The organism is Euzebyella marina, assembly GCF_014855515.1.
Taxonomy (GTDB): Bacteria; Bacteroidota; Bacteroidia; order Flavobacteriales; family Flavobacteriaceae; genus Euzebyella; species Euzebyella marina.
In genome coordinates, this window is record NZ_JACYFK010000001.1 from 197498 (window position 1) to 220603 (window position 23106).

A 23106-nucleotide genomic window follows, 5' to 3' on the forward strand; every position below is an offset into this window, starting at 1 on the left:
GCTCAGGCAAACCTATCTAGTTCTTTAAATAAACCGTTTGGGTAAAAGCGCCGTTGGCAGCTACGTCCCAAACCTCAACACGAACCCATTTCCTATTTTTGAGTTCTGCCTCAAAGCTGAATTTATCAGTTCCGAAGGCATTAGTGTGGTTCACATCAATACGCTCCCTAAAAACCGAATTGCCATCACCTGAGATAACCTCAATGAAGTTTAGAGGGAAAGTCCAATCCAACTCCAAATCTATTTTAGCTTTCCCATTCTTTAATTGTAAAGACTCTCCCGATTCTTTTCCATCTACCTTGAAGGTAGGTATGCGAATCTCTCCCGTTGTAGAAAAGAAACTGCCCTGACTAAGTTGGTCCAGCACATTGCCCCATCCTTCCGAGAAACTAGGTAAATCTGGTATCTTAAGATAGTTGACATTCATATGGGCATACATTTCGTTCTCAAATGATATAGTGAACAAATCGGCTTCCGCCAACACCTTTTTTTGGTGTCCCCAATTGTTCATATCATCTAAAAGGTCAAGCACGCGTAAACCAAGTTTGGGTTTCGACAAATCTGCGGGCATGGCTTTCCAAGCACCTCCCAAAAAGCGATCCGATTTAAAAAAAGTTTCGTTTTTGTATGCATCGGGGTAACCCGTTGAGCCCTTTATTCTTGGATGAGCCGTCCAGACCAATCCGTTTTCCAATTCCAATAACTTCAACATTTCGTCACTATTGCCGATTCGGTAGACCTTTCCAAAATCTGGCATTTCACTTACGAAAGGCTGGTCTTCATTTCTAGCCATGATCCAATAGACCGGTTTGGGAAAAAAAGCCATGTAATGTCCTCCTAAAAACTCGTTCGGTTCTTCACCTGGCAGCAGCAAAAACTCATCATCCGACCATCTTTCTCCCATATCGAACAAAGCCTTTAGTTCCTGCAATCTCAAACTATCGGGCCCCTGTGGATGTGCCGTGTAATGAAATTCGCCCAAGTGAACGATATCAACCCCCATATGTTTAAAGACATCAACAAATTCGGGTTTCTCAGGAACTTCTTTGCCAGCCCTAACTACGTTCATAATAAACTCATTGTGAAAATGGCTTGAAAGGGTCTTATGATTTTCCAATGGTCGATAGGTATCGCCATTCGTGAATTTCTTGATTTCTTCCAAGACCGTTTCGGGAGATTCAGAACCTAGGTAGCCAAAGAAATTGAGTCGTTGTTCTGACTTCGGGGGCGCATTGAACCAAGGTACAAACCTATTGTCTCCATCAGGTTCGTGCCTGATACCGACACCAAACTTACCCACCATATCTCTATAATTTTTACCATACCAGACCGATTTGAGATTAAAGGCCTCATCTAAGGGATAGAAATACTGATGTGGTGGTGGAAAAATGGCTAGCGCTCCTTTTTCGCCATGTGCAAGAGCAGTTCTAAATTTGACCGCCTTATTGGTGGCAGAGTCGGCTTGAACCTCTGCTGTTTCAAATCTTGAATTTGCATTATCGAGATAAGAAACGTTGGTTGCACTGTCAAATGTTAAACCCGCATCGTACAAAATAGCCTTTGCATTCTCATCGGTAGAAATTACGGCAGCTATATTAAAAAGTGGAATACCATTGTAGATGGTCAACTCGAGCTTTCCGCTAAAAGACGGTGAGGTTATCTCAGAAATAGAAACAACAGTTCTATTAGCATTTTTTGATACCTCAACACTCTTCTTGTTTAATTTAAGCACATGAGATTCATAGGGGCGGGTATGTACCTTATCGAAAAAAATAGTCCAACCATTTTCTGGTTTAAGCGTTCGGCTCCCCTCATTGAGCAGAAATATAGGGTCTGCCAATTTGGCGATACTAGTCCTCTTTCCGCTGTCTAGAATGGAAAGTTCACTGAATAAAGGCTTGTCATTATCGAAATTCAGATTCAGTTCTGCAATCGAGCCATTTTTCAATGGCCATGATAACAACAAGCCTTCTTTTGTTCTGGTAACATCGGTCTTATTCGCCTCTTGATTTTTCGGCAATTGAATTTGTATTTGGGCATGCATTGAAAATACCATCCAACAAATACTCAAGCATATGAACTTTTTAACCAACATTACCATTATAACCTATTTTACTTATTCAACCAATTAAGGCTATTCTTCAATAAAGTTTGATACGCCTGTAAATCGTGGGCCCTTTCATCATGCCCTAACGTATTACCAACAATTTTTGCCTTTGGATGTTTCACTACCCAAACCACAGGAAATTCTTCACCTGACTCTAAACCTTTACCAATGGCCAAGACCTCGACATCTGTTCCGGCAGGGTCTTTTTCCCAACGGTAAAGTTCATCTACAATTCTAAAAGTAGCTGGAACGTCTTTCATAATAGGATGTTCCGGTCTGGTAACAATCACCTCAAACTCTTGCAGTTCTTCGTGCGAGCGTGATCCACCACCTACCAACTCTTTATTGTATTTGGGCCAATCTTCCCAATTGTACCATGTGCTCGGGTGGTAAATAAGCATATCAAGCTTACCACTTTCTACATTGGAAAAAATGGATTCCTTAACCTCGGCACTTAACGGTTTATTGTTGGTCAACATAAGCACGTCAACAACTGGAACCAAAGAAGCTATTTCTTCCATATCTTCTGAATAGACCACCGTATTGCTACCATTTTCACTCAAGATTTTTCCATCAGCTTTTCCGAAGAACTTTAAAAAATCATGGGATCCGCCTCCTCCGGTAATTGCAATTTTACTAGCCTTTTTATTATTGGCTATGTAATGCCCCTTTGCAGCATCAGTAGCATATTCTTTTGGCAGTTCTTGCGTCTTACAACCGACGGCCATCGTTAATGTAGCAAGACCTAATAGTATGTTTCTCATTTTCTGTTTTATTTCTGTTTATATATCACTCTCACATGGTTATGCCCCTGTGACCTGAACCTCTTTTTCGCCATTGGGTGTTACAATAATGACCCCTTGCATAAACCTCCAGTGCCCAGGAAATGTACACACAAAAGGATATCGGCCCGGCTTGTTCGGCAAGTTGATGATTATGGAATCACTTTCATTCGGGGCAAGCATAGTGGTCGCACCCAAGACATAACGTGAATTAGGAACGTAACCCATTTTTTCCGCTTCCGGCGTAGCCACAAACTCGTCTACTAGAGGTCCAAAAGCATCAAGGCTTTCAGGTCTTACAACCACCAAGTTATGCGGCATCTGATCCATGTTCTTCAATTTGATTTCTATGGTTTGACCGGCCTTGGCAAATAGTTCGGTTTGGTCAAAAGCCATCTCTTGAGGAACCGTTTTAAGATCAAAGACCACATCGGCCTTGGTCTCACCTACTTTACCGATACCCATATCGATGTATTGATCACCTCCCGTATTTATACAGTGCAGTGCTATTACATTCTTGCCTTTCTTGAACAATTGGCTTTTGGCCTCATCAAGTTTGATGAACTTATAGGCCTGACCACTGGCGCCCGATTCAGCCATCAACTTCTCACCATTGATGAAAACTTCGTAGTCATCGTCATGGGCAATCTTCAAGACCGGCTCTTCAATTGCTTCATTCAATTGAAACTCTTTTCTTAACCAGATGTCATTTGAATCCCAAAGTGATTTAGCTTTTTCAATGGCCTTACCCCCAAAGAAGGCATCTCCCTTTTTCCAGCTAGAGGTATCGAACTGCTCCGATGCCCAATCATCTCCAGGATCTGAAGTGGTATACAACCATTGCGAAGCACGGTCTTCTGCAGAAGGAACTATCATTTCTACCACGGCAGGATCAACAGTTTCATAATTCAGTTCTCTAAAGTATACCTTGGTAGCTGCATTCAACCACTTATCAGAACTATTGGAAGCATCACCTGCCAACTTTTCCATGGCAGTATAAAGTCCTGATGATTCAGGAAGTTCAGAGGCCCTAACTATCGCCGCCAACCTCACTTGGGCATTCGAATCGGTCAATAATTTGGACCCGGCAAGTAATTCACTACCTGCGGTATCGTTTGGCAACAAGGCCATAGCTGCTCTCTTCACGGCAAAGCTTCCGTTTTCAAGTGCCTTTTTTAAAAGATCTAGCGTTTTGGCATCTTCTCCATCAAAAGCTTCCAAACCATCCAAGGTCCACAAAGCATGCAGAACAGGAGCATTGATTTCATCATTCTGCCCTAAACCTTCTTCGGCCATTGCAATTAATTCACCAACGAGCTCTTTTTTACCTTCTTCAACAATCAAGCGTTGCGCCGTGATTCGCCAGAAAAGATTATCACTTTTTAAAGCGGCCAGAAGAGCTTCGTTATCACCTGCATCTAAAGATGTTATGGCATCATCTGTCTTATCATCGTATTTTACAATGTAGATACGACCATGACCATAGTCTCTTAATTTATTGATGTGAGCATTGCCCTCACCCTTGTCGGCATTCCATATTTGATTGTCCATTCCCCTTTTATCGGGGTTGTGCTGAATAACGGGGTTGTACCAATCTGCAACCCAAAGGTTACCATCGGGCCCGGTTTCAGCGAATACAGGGGCTGTCCAAGCATCGGTACTGGCAAAAATATTTCCGCCATCGACCTCTTTATAACCTGCCCCATCTTTTACAATTTTGGCAATGTGAACCAAATGTCCGGTAGGCTCTGCTACATACATTTGATTTCTATATTCTTTTGGATAGTTGCCTGCCGTATAAAAGTTAGCCCCGGAAGCCGCGGTAAAACCACCACGAACATCGACCTGTTGCAGGGGGATGTCGGTAACGGGAGAAATTTCGTAGTGGCCTTGAATAAAATCGGCATTTAAAGCCCAAGAAGGAAGTTTCTCCAAATATTCATAGTGCTTTAAAGGAATGCCCACATAGCAAGCATGGTTATTATTGGCGGTAGAACCGAAAATTTCGAAATTCTCGTTATAGCCCATTCCCCATGTATTATTATCGAATTGACCCACTGGTTCTAAAAAAGAACCATCTTGACCAAAGCGATAAACACCTCTTTCAAACTTGACATTCTTATCGCCGAAGGTGTTCTCAAATCCAGAATATCCAACAGCACCCCATAAGTTATTATCAAGACCATATCTTAAACTTGACGGGCCTGCATGCGTATCAAACGTACCGAAGCCATCAAAAAGAACGGTGCGCTTGTCCATTTTATCATCCCCATCTGTATCTTCTAAAAAGACCATTTCAGGAGCTTGGGAAACAATAGCTCCCCCCTTGACCAAAACAATTCCGGTGGTCAAACTTTGTTCGGTAGCAAAGTCGGTAAACTTATCCGCCTTGCCGTCACCATCGGTATCCTCACATATGGTAATGCGGTCACCGCCCACATCATTCGCCAAGTCGTGGGGATAATCTTTTGACTGCACTACCCATAGCCTTCCTTTCTCATCCCAAGTAAAGGCTATCGGGTTGATAATATTCGGTTCGGCCGCAAAAAGATGTGCGCTAAAGCCTTCCGGTAACTGAATGTGCTTTTGTGAATCTTCAGGACTCAGTGGATCTTGTACCTTAGGGTTTTCCCCCGTGTAGGTAAGAGGCGGTGGCGGTTCTTTTGTTTCGGTACAGGAATAGAGCCCCATACCCAAAATGGCCAAAAAAAGGCCAGATTTAAATTTTATCATTCTTCTATATTCTTGATTAGTAAGTAGGCCATTCAGGTAGGCCCTTGGTCTATTTTTTTCGGTAACTGGCGTAGGGTTCTTGTTGGCTCACATCAAGTGTACCAGCTTCCCAGCCCTCTGGTGGCGATAATACGGCCAAAAACTCAAGATCACCCTTACCTGCATTAAAAGTGCCATGCACCACATCTTTATCTATATAGATAGAATCACCCACCTCTAGATATTGCATTTCATCTTCGATCCATTGTTCGGCCCTACCCTTAAGTATGTACAGTATTTCGTGCATATTGGGGTGCCTGTGAAAATCGTGGCCCATGCCCTCGGGCACTACCACCTTGACCATATAAGACTGTGCGCCTGCCATGGTTTCAGGGTGGTAATGCCAATAATGGAGCCTGCCAACGGTTTCCTCGAACATTAAATCTTCTTCCTTAACAAATTTCCATTGATCGGACATGTTCTATTTTCTAAAGGGTTAACGATTTGAACTCTTTGGTCAAATTGGTCAATGAAGCTTCAACCCCCATTCTTTCCAAAGAGGAAGCGCCCACAAAACCGTGTAAACCGTCAACGTGGTCTAAGGCATACCTAACATCAGAAGGAGTGTTAATTGGGCCACCGTGCGCTAAAAAGAATGTATCGTGATTAGCTTTTTTAACAGCATCTACTATTTCTTGGGTACGTTCAAGAGCAGCATCCATAGAAACGGTTGCATCGGTTACACCAATCGAACCACCGACAGTAGTACCTACGTGGGCAATAATGGCATCTGCACCTGCTTCGGCCATTTGAACCGCTTCTTCGGGTTTGGCCACATAGACCACAGAGAACATATCCATTCTAGTAGCCAAGTCGACCATGGCTACCTCCTTTTTAAAACCCATTCCTGTTTCTTCCAGAACGTTTCTAAAATGGCCATCGATAATTGAGTGGGTAGGAAAGTTATTGACTCCGGAAAAGCCCATGTCTTTCACTTGACCAAGAAAATGCCACATTCTTCTTCTTGGATCACTACCGTGAACCCCACAGATAACCGGCACTTCTTCGACTACCGGCAATACCTCGAACTCACCGATTTCCATAGCTACGGCATTGGCGTCGCCGTAGGCCATCATACCTGCGGTAGAACCATGCCCGCTCATTCTAAATCGACCAGAATTGTAAATAATGATAAGGTCGGCGCCACCTTTTTCAATGAATTTGGCACTGATACCAGTTCCCGCTCCTGCACCGATAATAGCTTTGTTTTGATCTAAAACCTTTTTTAAACGGTCTCTTACTTCTTGTTTGGTATAAGGGTTACCTATTCCCGTCCATTTGTTAGGCATACTTCAATATTTAATTTTGGTTATACTTATATTTTGTTTGAATTACTTTCAATTTTATTTATCCAATAACAGCAACAACTCTTCGGTTATCACTTCGGCTAATTCCGGAGTGTTTACGTTTACATCTACCTCAACTACTTTTATCTTCGGGTCTAGATGCTCACATAGAGACTTAAAAAGTTGCTTATCGGCCTCTGCGTCATAAAACACCTCACCTTTAGCCCCTATTTTAGATAATCCGTTCAAGGGAAGAACAACGGTAACGGCGTTCTTTGAACTGTTCAACCTTTCAGCAATTTGCCTGCCCAGTATATCGTTCTCTTCTTTATTCGTTCTCATAAGGGTTACGTCGGGGGCCCATGAGAACAAATGCCTGTCTTGGTATTTTTCAGGAACCGTACTTTTCGCGGCAAAATTCACCATATCAATACACCCGGGAACCACCACTTGCGGAAGGCCCATTTTTGAGGCAGATTTTAATCTATGGGGACCAGCGCTACAGATACCCCCGCACAGCTCATCAGCCAATTCAGTGGTCGTAAGGTCAAGTACGGCGTCAAAAACACCTTCTTCCATTAAAGACTCCATCGTTTTGCCTCCGGTACCTACGGCATGAAAAGCCAGAACATCGTATCCTTTTGACTTTAAGATTTCAGAAGCCCTATTCGCACATACGGTGGTGTTACCAAATACACTAAGGGCTATACTGCCTTTGGTATCGCTATCTTTCAAAGGCACGATATTGGCCATTCCTAAAATGGCACCTGCGGCTTGATTGATCAACACCCTACTTATGCGATTAAGACCCGCTACATCAACAATTGAAGGCATCAGAACAATATCTTTATCCTCAATCTTTTCTGATAAATCTTTAGTGGCCAAGGTACTCAAACACAGTTTTGGCACACCGAATGGTAGGGTTTTCATAGCTTCTATAGCAACAAAGGTACCACCGCCACCGCCCATTCCGATAACTGCATTTATCTCATTCTTTTGGAAAAGGTTTGCCAGAATTTGTCCTGCTCCTTTACCCATGACAATAAGCGCTTCTCCTCTATCGTTCGCCTCCCTCAATGCTGCGATGTTTAGTTCTGCAGCCTCAGCAACCTTATCAGCCTCAAAATTTACAGCAAACCGGTCGGTACTGCCTAAAACACCCGTATTAATGGAAACTACCTCAGCACCTCCTTTTGTTAAACAACTATGTAGGTAGGCGAAATCTTCTGCTTTGGTATCAAAACAGCCCACCATCGCCACCTTAGTCTTTTCACTCATATGCTTATTAATCATTTTTTGCCCTCAAGTTGCAAAAACCTAAATGTGTTTTTATCAATGCTTATTTCTTCGTGCCCTTCGTCACCGTCGCTAAATACTAATTTGACAATTGCAGTGCGTCTCGGCTGTACCTTTGAATCATCAAAATGGGTATGAAAGACATAATACAAAGAACCGTCTTCATGCTCTAGAATATCTCCGTGGCCTGTTCCGTTGATTCCTAAAATCTCTTTGGTAATAAAAGGTCCGTTTTTAGATTTGGTCCAAGGACCTAAAGGATGATTGCTAGTGGCATAGCCAACGGCATAATCAGGATTACGAAAATCATTCGCGGAATAAATCATGTAATAAATTCCGTTTCTCTTCAAAATAGTAGGCCCTTCGGTTACGGGCCATTCGCTATCCCACGTATTTTCCCAAGGCAATTCGCCAGAAATACATTCTTTTAACGTCTCAGGTTTTATGGTCTCTAACGAGTCTTCAAGTTCAGCTACAAAAATTCGGTTACCCTCCGTCAACCTTACATGGTAAAGGTATTTTTTATCGTCATCATCAAAATAAATAAAGGGATCTATCTGCCTTACGGGAGCCTGCAAGTCTTTCTTTTCTTTATTCTTAAAAGGACCGGAAGGATGGCTCGAAGTAGCCAATGCGATGTGCTCATCGGCAGTATAGGCCATATAATATTTAGAGTCGTACTTAAATATTTGTGGAGCCCAAAAGCCCTTTGTACCAAATGCATCTCCCTTTCTCATGGCCAACCCTTTTGACGGGCCAGAGGGACCTTGCCAGTCAACTAAATCTTTGGAAGTATAGACCAAGAAACCTTTATCCTTTCCCATTTTTGGATCTCCGGTGGTTCCATATAAATAATATGTACCATCTTCTTGAAAAATAGTCGGATCGGCCAACAAAGGATTTGCCGAGGAATCTTGACCATAACTGCTAAAAAGAATGCCGATAAAAATGGATAGAAAAGAAATACTATATCTCATTGGTAGGTACTTTATTTTGTGGAAAAACGGTATTCAGTCATCGTATGATACTCTTCTCCCGGGTTTAATCTAATGGTCGGAAAATTCTTTTGGTTGGGCGAATCTGGGTAATGTTGGGTTTCAAGACAGAAAGCGGATCGATGTTCATCGCGTGCGCCCGACTTTAACTTATTCTCTGCATTCATGAAATTACCACTATAGAATTGCACGCCGGGTTCGGTCGTGAAGACTTCCATAACCACACCTGATTTGTCGCCTACTACCGTAGCGGCCTGCTTTAAAGAATTGTTCGTTTCATCGCTAAGAACGAAATTATGATCGTAGCCACCTCCATATTTAATTTGAGTATCTTCCGCTTCAATTCGCTCCCCTATTCTATGAGGTTCTGTAAAATCAAAAGGAGTGTTCTTTACCGCTTTTAACTCTCCCGTAGGAATCAAGGTTTCATCGACCGGGGTAAACTTATCGGCATACAATATCATTTCATGGTCTAAAATGTTACCACTGCCCTCTCCATTCAAATTGAAATAAGCGTGATTGGTAAGGTTAACAATGGTCGGCTTGTCGGTTACCGCATCGTATTCAATTCTTAGGGTGTTAGGCTTTATCAAATGGTAAGTTACCTTCGCATCTAGAGCCCCAGGAAAACCTTCTTCCATATCTTCCGACAAATAATTCAATACCAACGTAGTATCATTACTAGACTCTACTTTCCAAACTTTATCTTGAAAACCGTTCGGCCCCCCATGCAAGGCATTTTCACCATTATTGGTCTCTACCGAATAGTTCTTGCCATCTATGCTGAATTTACCTCCTGCGATTCGATTGCCCACCCTTCCTATCAAAGCTCCGAAATAAGATTCCGGACCATCGATATATTCTTTGACACTGCCACGCCCAATAACCACATCTACCCATTCGCCTTTGGTATCTGGCGTAAACAGGCCCACTATTCTTCCACCATAATTGGTGATAGCTACTTCAATATCATCATTTTTAAGCCAATAGAGTTTTACTTGATTACCATCGACAATCGTATCAAAAGCCCCGGCATTAAGATTTTTGGCTCTGGTCTCCATAACCTCAGTGGCCTCTTCTTGTTGCGGTTGACCCTGCTTCTTTTCTTGTTTGCATGAAAAAACTACCGTTAGCAAAATGCTTAAAGCAAATAATTTCAGTTTCATAATCATACTTTTTTTAATTTGGAGCAGGGTAAACTTGGTATTTGCCAGCCAGTTCTTCCCATTCTTTCGCTAATTCTTTTACTTCTTTATGATGGGTAGCGGCCAAATTGACCTGTTCCGTTTTATCGTTCGATAGGTTATATAGTTCCCACGGTTGTCCAGCATCTAACCTTACCAATTTTAAATCTCCTTTACGTAGTGCTTGAGAACCGAAATGTTCCCAAAAAAAAGTTTCTTGTGTGGGTCGACTGGAACTGCCATTTAATAAAGGAATCAAACTGCTACCAGGAGTTGGGGTTATTGACCTTCCATCAAATTCTGTTGGATAAGTACCGCCAGAGACTTCTACACAGGTTGCCATAATATCACTCACGTGGGCCGGCACTGTTCTAACCTCCCCATTATTCTTTAGTTCTTTTGGCCACGACGCTATAAACGGAGTATTGATACCACCTTCGAAGACTTTGGCCTTCCAAAACCGAAAGGGGGTATTTACGGTATGGGCCCACTGCGGACCGATACCTGAAAGAACCGTTTGAGGCCCGGGAAGCACTTCTTTATTAACAGGAAATTGAACCTGTTGGCCATTTCGTGTACTTCCTGCCCTGTCGAAACCAGGGCCATAGTTAGAGGGTCTTTCTGAACTCGCCCCGTTATCGGAGAGAAAGAGTACCAACGTATTTTCTAGTTCGCCGGTCTCTTCGAGTTTGTTCATCAACTCGCCAATGGTTCTATCCATAACATCGACCATAGCAGCATGTACGGCCATAGCGCGTACATCCCATTCTTTATCGGAATTATTTTCCCAATTTAATTCGGGAAACATAAATTCTGGCAATTTAGTATCTTCAGATATCAATCCCTTTTCTACCAAATTTTTATGTCGTTCTTCCCTAATAGCTTGCCAGCCCTTCTCGTATTTATCAACATACTTTTGAATTATACTATCAGGGGCTTGAAGGGGCCAATGGGGGGCACAATGGGCCACGTACAAGAAAAATGGATTTTCTTTTTTAGAAAACTCGTTTACATAGGCAACAGCCGAATCTCCTATAGCTTGCGTATGATAATAATCTTCGGGTACCTTTTCTACCTGCTGGTTGCCATTGACCAAACTAAATGGATCAAAATAATCGACCACACCCCAGATATTGCCATAGAATTTATCGAATCCTCTTGCGGTAGGGTATGTTTTTAAATCGGAAAACGGGCCGTAGTTTTCTTGATGAGCCAACCATTTGAGTTGTTTCTCACCTCCTAAATCATTCGTTTCAGAAACATGCCATTTACCTACCATACCCGTTTGATACCCTTCTTTTTTCAGTACCTCGGCAATAGTAACAGTATTTTCGTTCAATGTACCTTGATAACCCGGCAGACCTGCATCCATTGTCATTCTACCCAGACCCGCTTGGTGTGGATATAACCCAGTGAGCAAAGAAGCCCTCGTGGGGCAACAGCGGGAAGTATTATAAAATGAAGTAGACCTTATACCTGTCGCAGCCAGACGGTCTAGGTTCGGTGTATTTATTTCGCCCCCGTAACAACCTAAATCTGAAAAACCGAGATCATCGGCCATTATGATTACAATATTTGGCCTATCGTCTTTCTTAGGTTGAACTTTATATGTTTGCGACTTAGCATCACTACCAATCGAGAAAAAGGTAATGACCAAAAGGCTTGATAAAACTATCGATATGTAGGTTGCAATTTTTAACACTAGTTTTTTGCCTTTCGGATTGTATTTTTTAATTCTGCAATGGTCTTGGAATCGGTTCCGTGGTTGGGCCATCGACCACCAAAGTGCCGTCTTCTTCAATATTCATCTGGTCAATAAAAACAACTCTATTTTCTCCTGTTGCCTGTGTACGACCATGGTAAACAGTGTACATTTTTTTTCCACCATCTAGAAATAAGACCATGTTATGACCGGTTCCGGTAACATTGCCGCCCTTATCTATATTCTTCTGTAAAACAGGGTTGTTATCTGCCTTTTGATAAGGACCTAATGGCGAATTAGATGTGGCATAACCCACCGCATAATTTGGGCCTGCGTAGTGGTTTGCCGAATACATCATGTAATAAGTGCCGTTATTTTTAAAGGTAAAAGAACCTTCTGTCCATCTTCTATTTACTTCTTTCGAAGTAACCGAACGACTTTCCCATTCGGCATTACGGTCGTTCATTTCAAGCGGTGGCCTAAGTAGTAATTGGGGTTCGCCGATAACACTTTTAAAATCAGCTGCCAATTCTACCCCATAGACCCAACTTTCTTCAATTTCGTCATACAGACCTTCTTTTTTGGCCCATTCAGAAATCTCACTCTCTACAGGATGTTTGTAGCAAACCCTCGAATAATAAAGGTAAAATTTACCATCGTCATCTTTAAAGACATTCGCGTCTATAATAGGATACCCGGGATCAAATAAAGGTTGGTCGGTCAAATCTTTAAAAGGACCTTTAGGACTATCGGAAATAGCCACCCCAATCTTGAAATTTTCAAGTTCATTGTTGGGATTATCCTTATAATCGGCACTGAAAAACAAGAAATACTGATTTTCAAATTTGTACACTTCGGGCGCCCAAAAGTTCTTCTGAGTCCAAGATGCTTCGGTATTTCCTTCATAAATACGGCCTTCGAACTTCCAGTTCACCAAATCATTTGATGAATAGGTAGCAAAGCCATTTTCAACTTGGCCTGTTCCATACATATAAAAAGTGCGATCGCCATTATCCAACACAAATGGATCCCCAAATTCAACATCTATCGGGTTAGAAAACGTTTCAACAGCTACTTCTTTAACTTGTTTTTTTTCAACCTTCTCCTTACACGAACAGAATAAGACGGTTGACATACAAATGCCCAAAAAGAAAGTTCTATATGTAGAAGCTCTAAAATCTATCATTATATTTTTGCCTTTAAGTTAGGCATTCATTGTTTATAGCCTAGTCTTTTATTGAAATACCGGGCTCCGTACCACGGAAGCCCGGTAAAACCTCAAGATAAGTAACTACTAACAACTCAACATTAGCCAATCATTAAGATACTCTTCCCTTTATTCATCTGCACCATCTCTCGCTTCATTACAGGGAAAAGCAATGTATTACAAGTTTAACTTTTCAACAGGTGTATAAATCATATCTTCAATACCCTCTACCTTTACCCCGATACGGGCAAAAATGTAGTCTTGATCCGGTTTTTTGGCATCCTCGGGTATATCTACCGACATTGAAAGGTTGCTCAAATCACTTAAATCGGCATCGACCTGGGCAATGCTTCCTTCACCCCCACTGTTGGTATCGACAAACTGGGTTCTGTTGATTACCAAGGTAACACGTTCAACGGCCCTGCCATTTGCACCAGTAATTATTTGATCAACACCGCAAGTGCCGCTTACCGTTCCGGAAGATTGCGAAAACTGAGCCCCACGGATCATATAATAAGGAGTAACATTGAGGTCCATAGTTTTGTTTCCGCTTAGATTAAAATACAGAGTATCGGAGGAAGCTCTAAATGGACCTTCACCCGGTAGAAAAATCAATTTATAGTCTCCGGAAAAAAGTCTGCTGCTAAAGCTTCCGTCTTGAGCTATAGCTACGTCAATAGGCGCTGGGCTGCCATAGCCCGATTGCCATAATTCAAACCTTACCTGGTTTCTCGCAACTGGTATCGCTTGACCCTCATATACAATATTTCCAGTAAAGTCGGCATCAGGTTCATTGAAGTTATCCAATTCACATGAGGCAGAAACCGCTAGTACAAGTAAGGCCAGTATATAGAATTTTACTTTCATGTTCTTTAGTTTTCTAGTTTTATTGATTAGGATTTCTGACCAGCTTCGGATTATTGTTAATCAATCCCTGACCGATTTCAGAGTAATAGTTTCCTAAGCGGAACCTATCGGATCCAGTAATTCGGGAAAGTCTATTGATTCTGTACAACCATTTGCCATCATTAGCGTCACCTGGATTATAGTACTTGTAAGGCCAGATGTTGTACGGCTGTGTTTCTCTTTTGGTGGCAACACCGATGTTCTCGGTAACCTCTTCGGGGGAAATCGGGTTACCATCCAAAATGACATGAGCAAGTCTCCATCTTTTCAAATCAAAGAAATGAAGACCCTCAAAAGCTAATTCAACATATCTCTCATGTACTATTTTATCGAAGGTAACATCAGCAGCGGTCAATGGCACAGTAAGACCTGCCCTTTCGCGAACATCGTTCAAATAATCAGCAGCCAAATCTGGTTGGTTAAGCTCAAAAGCAGCTTCAGCAGCGTTCAATAACACCTCTGCATAACGATACCTGATGAACCAAACATCACTTTGAGTACCTCTTCTACCTGATCCAGTTGCCGGATCTTGGTATTTTCTAATGTAAAAACCTGTCTGTGCCGTGAACTCGAGTCCATCGATTGGCCCATCGAAACCTACCACCTGCACTTGTCCGGTCATTCCAGGAAGTTCTTTTTGTTGACCTCTTGAATCACCGCTAACAACAGAACCATCTGCCAAAACTACACCGGCCCAAATATCAACATCGGTAGACTTGAACTTGCTTCCTGGAAGAATAACCGTTCCTGCCAGGCGGGCATCCCTACCTTGAAAGATATCTCCGATATTATCAAAATATACCGGAGCACCGCCGATTTCATTTTCAAGTGGTGCGTAAGTACCATCCAACAATTCAAATGATTGAACAAACTGTAGACTTGGATTGATACGCCCACCTTCTTCTTCTTCGGCTCCGAATCTTGGTTGGTTCACAATGGTATAACCATGGGTTTTACCTCCACCTACTAGATAATCTTCAACAAAAATAGCTTCTGGGTTGTTCGCCTTATCGTAAAAGATGCTGGAGAAGTTTTCAGAAAGATCAGGCTTCTTGGTATAAAGACCGTAGCCACCTGCTTCGCCATTGATGATTGCTTCGGAAGCTTCCAAGGCTTTTGTGTAATATTCGTTGGCTCTTGAGGCCGGTATACCCACCTCACCGCCAGGCAATGAAACTTGTGGTGTTGTAGCACCGTACTTGGCAATCGAAGCGGCATATAGTGCAGCTCTGGCCTGCATGGCCAGAACGGCACCTTTGGTAGCCCTTGATTTGGTATTGGCGTCGTTTGGCAATATATCTTTCAATGCTTCAGCTTCACTGATCACAAAATCATAAATAGCGGCCTCTGTTTCACGTGGATGCTGCAAATAAGAAGCATCACCGCTGAAATCGTACGTTTCCGATTCAAGAATAAGCGGAACCCCACCCATTCTTTTTACCATTTCAAAATAATAGGAAGCTCTCAAGAATCTAGCCTCTGCCAAGAATCTGGTCTTGTCTTCCTCGGTCAGTTCGGTAGCCTCGGAGCAACGTTCAAGAAACAAATTGATTTCCCTTATATACGCATAGTCCCAAGTGCCCCAAGCTCCGTAGCCCCAACCATCGTTTTGAAATTCAGGGTATCTACCCGCTTCAGACCAATAGGCGACATTAAAGCCGGCTAGAGAAGCCCAGTCTTCAACCGTACCAAAATCATAATACCTATTATACAGGTCTGCCAATACCGAAAGTGTGGTTTTTGGATCAGAGAATATCTGTTCTTGTGTTAAAATCGAGGTAGACGGCCGATCTAAAAACTCTTCGTCATTCTTAGAGCAACTCCATATTGCTACACTCGCAATTAGTAGTAAATAAATATGCTTTTTCATTTTTCGATCAATTTTAGATAGAAAGGTTAACCCCTACGTTAACAAATTTGTTCTGCGGATACTGCAATCCGTTCTCTTCATTTACCTCTGGGTCAATTCCGAATTTCTTAAGATTGTCAAACGAGAAGAGATTGTAACCGTTTACATAAAATCTAGCCTTTTGAAAACCGACTTTATCCAACCAAGGTTTTGGTAACGAATAGCCCAGTTCTAAAGTACGTGCACGCAAATAAGTTACATTATGCATCCAATAGGTAGAAACCCTGTAATTGCTATGATAACCTGCATTGTATCTAAGTGCTGGATACTTTCCTGGAACCCAAGTACTGTTGGGGTTTGCAGGATCCTGTCTTGACCAACTATCCAAGAATATCTTATTAAGTGCCCCTTGGTTTTGGAAAGCCCAACGGGTTTCCCAGTTCTGAATCCAAGAATAGCCAGAACCTCCAGAAAAATCTGCTGTCATATCGACACCTTTATAAGAAAGTCTAATGTTCAAGCCGAAGTTGATATTCGGTTGTTTACCGAACGAATACCCAATAGGCTTCTCGTCATAACCATTAATACGCCCGTCACCATTGATATCTTCATAAATCAAATCACCTGGAAGAAGCGTGCGGTTACCTTGGCCATCAATATCTACGGTGTAGTTATTGATTTCCTCTTGTGTTTGAAACTCTCCAATTACATTATAACCCCAACGCATATCATTATACCTGCCTTCACTTGAAGCTCTGTATTCTTGCCATGAATTAGAAAATCTTGGTTTATAGGATTCGATAAATTTTCCTCTTGAATAGGATCCGTTGGCGGAAACCGAAACATTGAAATCACCAAAACTATCATTGTAGGTCAATGCGCCCTCGAAACCTGCCTGCGAATCACTATTTACGTTCTCGTCAGGTAAGGTGTAACCCAATTCACTTGGTATAAGTATATCATACTTAAAGCCTCTAAGACCGGTACGTAAACGGTAGAACCAATCATAAGAACCTGTTACCTTGCCATCAAATAGAGCGAAATCAATACCGATATCGGTTATCTTACTTTTGAACCAAGTAAGGTTATCTACAATCTGACCTTTATCTCTGGCACTTACTACAGGTTCTCCGTTTAAAATGGCAGTACCCACGTTGTAGTTATAACCTGGCAAATAATCATAAGCACCGATTCCGATATCATCATCACCTAAAATACCGTAAGAAGCTCTTAACTTAAATTCTGTCAACCAAGCATCTTCTCCAGCGATAGTCTCATACCAATCTTCTTCGGTCATCCTCCAACCGATGGAACCAGAAGGGAAGAAACCGGTTCTTTTTGATGGGGCAAACTTCCAAGACTTATCTTGACGACCGGAAATCTCCAAGAAATATTTCTGCTTGTAGTTATAATTGAACTTACCGATATAACCGATTCGGGCTAACTCACCATCGAAATCATTGAATTCGACCAAGTTGGCAAAGTACATTAACGGAAGAATATTGTTTTCAGGAACCGAACGCATCCATTGGTTTTGATCACGCTCTTCTTGTCTTTCTACCAAGAAAAGGCCTTCTACATTGTGCTCTTGCTCACTACCAAAAGCCTTTTTATACTGAGCCTGCCCTTGATAGACATTTTTAACAATTTTGCGATTTCTTCTTTCACGCCATGGGTTGGTACTGCCACCTGTCACGTTGTAAGCGTCATTTTCAGCATCATAGGTATATGCTTCATAGGTATATTCGTGACCGTTCAATACTTGATCTTGAATATAGTACGAGTACATACCTCTCACCGATAGACCTTCTAACACCCCGCCAAATTGGTATTCACCGTTAAAGTTCGATTGCATAGTTCTTAAGATGTTGGTTGAATAACCTCCAATTTCTTTATTGTGCAGCGCCCAGTTGGTTTCGTTATGCCCTATATCATTCAGATAATCAGGGTTATCGTTAGCATAAGGACGCTCAAATGGGCGGTTACGCAAAATGGCGAACCTTGGCAACCAATAATCATCGGCCCCTGGAATACCGGGGTTATCGGTAGTTTCTATACGACCGCTGATTTGCATGCCAACCTTTAAACGATCGGTAATATTTGCGTCGAGGTTGTTTTGAATATTTGTTCTTTCAAAATTAAATTCAGGACCCAAGACCGCCTCCTGTTTAAGATGGGTTCCAGATATGTAGTAGTTGATTTTTTCAGAACCCCCTGTTGTACTTACGTTTACACTGTACAATGGTGCATTTTTCTTAATGATAAAATCCTTCCAATTGAACGACTGATAGCCTGGTTCTGTACCAACTCTATAGCGCTCCAATTCTTCGGGAGTAATTTGTGTCTCACCAAACTCGTTCAAATCCGCTTCGGCCTTTTTGCTCATATAGGTATAAGAGTCGTTCACAACATCAGGGAAACGCGACCAATTCTGACCACCGTAATAGGCATTGACATTCACAACGTTTTTAGAGTTCTTCTTACCTCTTTTGGTTGTTACAACCACAACCCCGTTGGCGGCCCTTACCCCGTAAATAGCAGCAGCAGCATCTTTCAGTACCGAAATGCTTTCGATATCGCCTGGAGAAATATTATTAAATTGCCCTACGTCAGATTGAATACCATCTATAATGTAAAGAGGGTTACCCATATTACGTATTTGAACGGTTGCAGTAGCACCAGGTCTACCATCGGGCATTTTAAACGTTACACCAGAAATTTTACCGGCCAGACCAGAGCTTACCGATGCACCTGCGTGCACATTCTCTAAATCTTCACTGGTAACAGTAGATATTGCAGCCGTAATAGACTTTTTGTCTTGGGTAGAGTAACCCGTTACTACCACTTCGTCAAGGGCGGCAACATCTTCGTTCATTTGAACATCGACCGTTGCTTGACCATTAACAGGCACTTCCAATCTTTGAAAACCGATATAGCTGAAAATCAAAGTTGCATCAGCCGGGGCATTGACAGTATAATTACCATCAAAATCAGTGGTCACCCCTGTAGTTGTATTTTTAATAATAATCGAAACCCCTGGTAACGGAGCGCCATCACTGGCAGCTGTAACCGTACCCGTCACCGAAGGTGCATCTTGTCCGTATCCTTGGTACATAACTGCACACACCAGAAAAACAGACACAAGAATCTTCTCGATAATGTTAGTCTTTGGTTTTTTCATTGTTTCTCATTTTTGAATGATTGCTTAGAGATTAGTTTGCTAGTTGAGTAAATTGATAGATTCTTAAATTGAGAAAGGTGTTTGTGTCATAATTTCATTTTAAGTTGTTTTAGTTGAGTATTTATTTGAGATAGAGCTTTAAAATTGACAAATTGCCAATGATCAAATAAAATGAATTCAGAATCCTATTACTCTGTGGATTGTATCATTCTATCATACAAATCGTTCAAATTTTAAGAGAAGGTTAAGAGAAGAGTCTTTATTGATACAAATTGTTGCGGTTTGAGACAGATTGTATACCAATCAATTAACAAAGATTTAAATAATTGATTTTCAAATGGTTTAATAACCATATGGAACAAGTCAAATCGTATCAATAAAAGTGAAATCAGAACAATCTGTGCTGAAGTTGCCATTTCAGGTTGGTTTAAAACGTCTCGCGAGATGACTAAAGAAGTCTCCTATCCTGAAAGGATGACAAGAATCAAATCCATCCAAGTAATTACCTGACTTGAAGTATTGTTTAAATTGAGAAAGTTCAAAGAAGGAGATGTTAGAACTGGTACATAAAAAATGCCACCCCAATCCAAGGGTGGCATCGTGCTTAAACTCTAAACAATCCAAATTTGACTCTTACTATTTTCTTATTTATAATCCTGAAGGTTTGACCAATTTCTCAGAGGTTTCAATAGGCTCGCCAAGAATAGGCATATTATCTGAAGACCAAGAAATTTTCTGGGCCCTAGGAGACCTTTTGTTCCCGCAACCATCGACAGGAGTGTCATTTGCATGGTACAATATCCAGTCTTCGGTACCATCCGGGCTTTTGAAAAAGGAGTTATGTCCAGTTCCGAACACAGATTTCTCTTTCGCCTGTTGAAAAATAGGGTCTTCCGATTTAGACCATGATGATTTTTCCATAGGATCATCATTCTTATTCATCGTCAAAAGGCCAAGTGCATAATAGGGAGTCCAGCATCCGCTTGCGGAATAAACAATATGCACCTTATCACCATGAGCTAACATTTGAGGCCCTTCATTAACGTAAACAGGGGCATCCGGTTTCCAAACCCCAGGGTAATGCCAGTTTCTTTCCCAATCATGTTCTGGAGTACTTATCAATACACGATCAGAACTTATCGTATATGGGTTAGACATTTTAGCTATATAAATATTCTGCATCTCCTCACCTCCATCGACCTTGGGATTTTCCCAACCAGACCAAATAAAGTAGAGTTGGCTTTGGTGCTCAAAAATACTTCCATCAATGGCCCAATTATCATTTTTGTCAGTCTTTAGTTTAGACTTTACTTTAAACTCACCTTTGAACGGGTCAGGAGAGCTATTATCTATAACGAACATGCGGTGATTTCGATTATCACCATCATCTGCCGCCACATAAATGTACCAGTGCCCATTAATATTATGAATTTCAGGGGCCCAGATATTTCTAGAATGATCGCCGGTTTCAGGTGCGCGCCAAATTACCTTCGACTCTGCATTTCTTAAATCAGTAATATCTGCAGTTCGCATCAAAGTGATAGCGTTACCGCCAGATTTTATGTAATAAAAATTTCCTTCGTAATAGATGGTCCAAGGATCCGCACCACTATCTAATAGCGGGTTTGTGAAATAGCTGAGTGATTTTTCATCTTCTTGAACAAGATCAGTTTTTGAATTTTCAGCAGCTTCCTTTTCGGTTTCCTTACAAGAGAAAAACAATAACAGCAACACTAAGGGCAAAACCTCTCTCATAAGATTCTAGTTGTAAAAAATGATTGTTACGTTTAACAAAGGATTAATTTAAAGTATCGATGATTTCTTGATTAATTTTCTTGACTTCTTTGATGTTCATTTTGTCTACCTTTCTATCATAGGTCATAAAACCATTAACTTCACCTTCTACATCGGTCGTCTGTGTATATACCGCTCCTGAGAAACCTGCTTTGACCAAGTTCTTGAGCTCTTTCGCATACTTGATGTATTCATCGGTAGTTTCTTTTGAGTTTTTGAACTTTATGTAGCCCCAGTTATTATCCGGTTTCCATAAATGGCCTTTTAAGGGCAAGCCGATTCCTCCATACTCACCTAAGACATTTACCCTTTGCGCATCATATAAGTACATGGCCGGCCCAGGATAATTATGTAAGTCGACAATATCACCTGTACGATAAAAATTACCCCCACTGGCGGAGTTTACAAGTCTACTTTGATCATAAGCCTTTGTCCATTCCGTTATCTCTTCTGTTTTGAACTGACCCCACGCCTCATTGAAAGGAACCCAAACCACGATACTAGGTTGGGAATAGAGATAATCCATAATACCCTTCCATTCCTTACGATAGATTTCTTCAGATTCTGCAGATCTTTTTAATTCCGTACCGGTGAAATAGTTGTGATTCTGCCACTGAGGACTTTTATCTCCGCTAGGCATATCTTGCCAAACCAATATACCGAGTCTATCGCAATGGGCATACCACCTAGCGGGCTCAACCTTAACATGCTTTCTAATCATATTAAAGCCCAGTTCTTTGGTCTTGACAATGTCGTATTTCAGGGCTTCATCGGTAGGTGCCGTATACAAACCATCGGGCCACCAACCTTGATCCAAGGGGCCAAATTGAAAGTAATCTTTATTGTTCAGCTGCATGCGCACAATACCGTAGTCATCTTTTTTCATGGATATTTTTCGCATTCCGAAATAGCTTTTGACCTCGTCAACCTGATTATTTTGGCTATGCAATCTCACCTGTATATCATAGAGAAAGGGAGATTCCGGCGACCACAGTTTAGCATTTGGAATACTTAAAACAGTTTCTTGATCCACATTTGCCTTTGCGGTCGTAATTTCAGTTTCACCGTCAAAAGCTAAAATCTCAACTATATCGCCGTAAGAGGTACCTTCTGTTTCAACTTTTATGCTTACCGTATTATTATCAATGTCAGGAACTGTCTTTAAACTAACAATGCTTTTGGTATTCACAGGTTCTATCCACACGGTTTGCCAAATACCTGTTACGGGAGTATACCAGATACCTTCAGGCTTTTTCACCTGTTTGCCGCGAGGTTGAGGACCTTCGTCAGTCGGATCCCAAACTTTCACGGTCAAAACCTGCTCTGAACTTTGTATGAATGGAGTTATATCAAACGAAAAAGGAGTATAACCGCCCGTATGCGAACCTACTTTTACGTCATTGATCCAGATATCAGCTTTCCAATCGACCGCCCCAAAGTGTAACAGGATATTCTGTCCGCTCCACCCTTCCGGAATATTGAATTTTGTGCGGTACCAAAGCTCATTTGATGACCCTACTTCTTTCATCACGCCTGACAAGCTAGATTCGGCCGCAAAAGGAACCAAAATTTTTCCATCAAAACTTTCAGGAAGTGGAGCACCCTTTTTCAAGATGCTATAATCCCACAAACCGTTTAAGTTTTTCCATTCTGAACGCTCCATTATCGGTCTGGGATATTCAGGAAGAACATTTTCTGCATCTAAACTTTCGGCCCATTTGGTTTTAATTTTATCGCCGGCCGGCTTCCATTGCGCATTGGTCGTTAGAAAAGCCAAAGTAAAAATGGCAAGAATAAGTTTTTTCACATTTTGAAAGGCAAGAATAGAGTGTCTCATGGCGGTTATCAAATGAATTATTTTACAACTATTCTCTAAAGAAACCAATTTGAAAGAAAAGATGCAATACACGCCCGTTTCTTTATTTCGTACAAATTGTTCAAAATCACCGATGTTGATACCTATAATTAAATTTGAACTGTTTCGTATGGTGTATGAAACATTTTGTTGTGAATTTTTCATTAACTTTTAACGATATTCGGCCGAT

General features: G+C 41.5%; 15 protein-coding genes. All 15 read right to left on the reverse strand.

The annotated features are described in order from the left end of the window. Positions 1–16 precede the first annotated feature (16 nt). Positions 17–2020, reverse strand: a complete 2004-nt coding sequence (locus IL356_RS00755) for a CehA/McbA family metallohydrolase domain-containing protein (protein WP_205601272.1) — start codon at positions 2018–2020, stop codon at positions 17–19. Positions 2021–2112: 92 nt separating this feature from the next. Next, on the reverse strand, positions 2113–2871 hold the full coding sequence (locus IL356_RS00760; RefSeq protein WP_121847685.1) for a ThuA domain-containing protein: 759 nt from the start codon (positions 2869–2871) through the stop codon (positions 2113–2115). 39 nt (positions 2872–2910) lie between these two features. After that, on the reverse strand, positions 2911–5622 hold the full coding sequence (locus IL356_RS00765; RefSeq protein WP_121847684.1) for a PVC-type heme-binding CxxCH protein: 2712 nt from the start codon (positions 5620–5622) through the stop codon (positions 2911–2913). A 49-nt stretch (positions 5623–5671) separates the two neighbouring features. Further along, a complete protein-coding gene (locus IL356_RS00770) occupies positions 5672–6079 on the reverse strand; it encodes a cupin domain-containing protein (protein WP_121847683.1) in 408 nt (135 codons plus the stop codon). Between the two features lie 10 nt (positions 6080–6089). Then, positions 6090–6950, reverse strand: coding sequence for a phosphoenolpyruvate hydrolase family protein (locus IL356_RS00775; RefSeq protein WP_121847682.1), 861 nt, complete (start codon positions 6948–6950; stop codon positions 6090–6092). Positions 6951–7004: 54 nt separating this feature from the next. Continuing rightward, entirely contained in the window at positions 7005–8225 is a 1221-nt protein-coding gene (locus IL356_RS00780) for a Tm-1-like ATP-binding domain-containing protein (RefSeq protein ID WP_121850592.1), read from the reverse strand. A gap of 11 nt (positions 8226–8236) precedes the next feature. Then, on the reverse strand, positions 8237–9220 hold the full coding sequence (locus tag IL356_RS00785; RefSeq protein ID WP_121847681.1) for a glycoside hydrolase family 43 protein: 984 nt from the start codon (positions 9218–9220) through the stop codon (positions 8237–8239). Between the two features lie 11 nt (positions 9221–9231). Continuing rightward, the gene (locus IL356_RS00790) at positions 9232–10404 is read right to left on the reverse strand and encodes an aldose epimerase family protein (protein WP_121850591.1); all 1173 of its coding nucleotides are present in this window, start codon (positions 10402–10404) and stop codon (positions 9232–9234) included. A 13-nt stretch (positions 10405–10417) separates the two neighbouring features. After that, entirely contained in the window at positions 10418–12223 is a 1806-nt protein-coding gene (locus tag IL356_RS00795) for an arylsulfatase (protein WP_225621359.1), read from the reverse strand. Next, a complete protein-coding gene (locus IL356_RS00800) occupies positions 12153–13310 on the reverse strand; it encodes a glycoside hydrolase family 43 protein (RefSeq protein WP_205601271.1) in 1158 nt (385 codons plus the stop codon). Before IL356_RS00800 ends, IL356_RS00795 begins: the two co-directional genes overlap by 71 nt. A gap of 198 nt (positions 13311–13508) precedes the next feature. Continuing rightward, positions 13509–14198: a DUF3823 domain-containing protein gene (locus IL356_RS00805; protein WP_121847678.1), complete on the reverse strand. Its 690-nt coding sequence runs from the start codon at positions 14196–14198 to the stop codon at positions 13509–13511. A 19-nt stretch (positions 14199–14217) separates the two neighbouring features. Further along, positions 14218–16107 (reverse strand): RagB/SusD family nutrient uptake outer membrane protein, encoded by a 1890-nt coding sequence (locus tag IL356_RS00810; RefSeq protein WP_121847677.1) that lies wholly within the window; start codon positions 16105–16107, stop codon positions 14218–14220. Positions 16108–16120: 13 nt separating this feature from the next. Next, the gene (locus IL356_RS00815; protein ID WP_121847676.1) at positions 16121–19267 is read right to left on the reverse strand and encodes a SusC/RagA family TonB-linked outer membrane protein; all 3147 of its coding nucleotides are present in this window, start codon (positions 19265–19267) and stop codon (positions 16121–16123) included. Between the two features lie 648 nt (positions 19268–19915). After that, the gene (locus IL356_RS00820; RefSeq protein ID WP_121847675.1) at positions 19916–21022 is read right to left on the reverse strand and encodes a glycoside hydrolase family 43 protein; all 1107 of its coding nucleotides are present in this window, start codon (positions 21020–21022) and stop codon (positions 19916–19918) included. Between the two features lie 43 nt (positions 21023–21065). After that, positions 21066–23081 (reverse strand): glycoside hydrolase family 2 protein, encoded by a 2016-nt coding sequence (locus IL356_RS00825; RefSeq protein WP_225621360.1) that lies wholly within the window; start codon positions 23079–23081, stop codon positions 21066–21068. Positions 23082–23106: the final 25 nt, after the last annotated feature.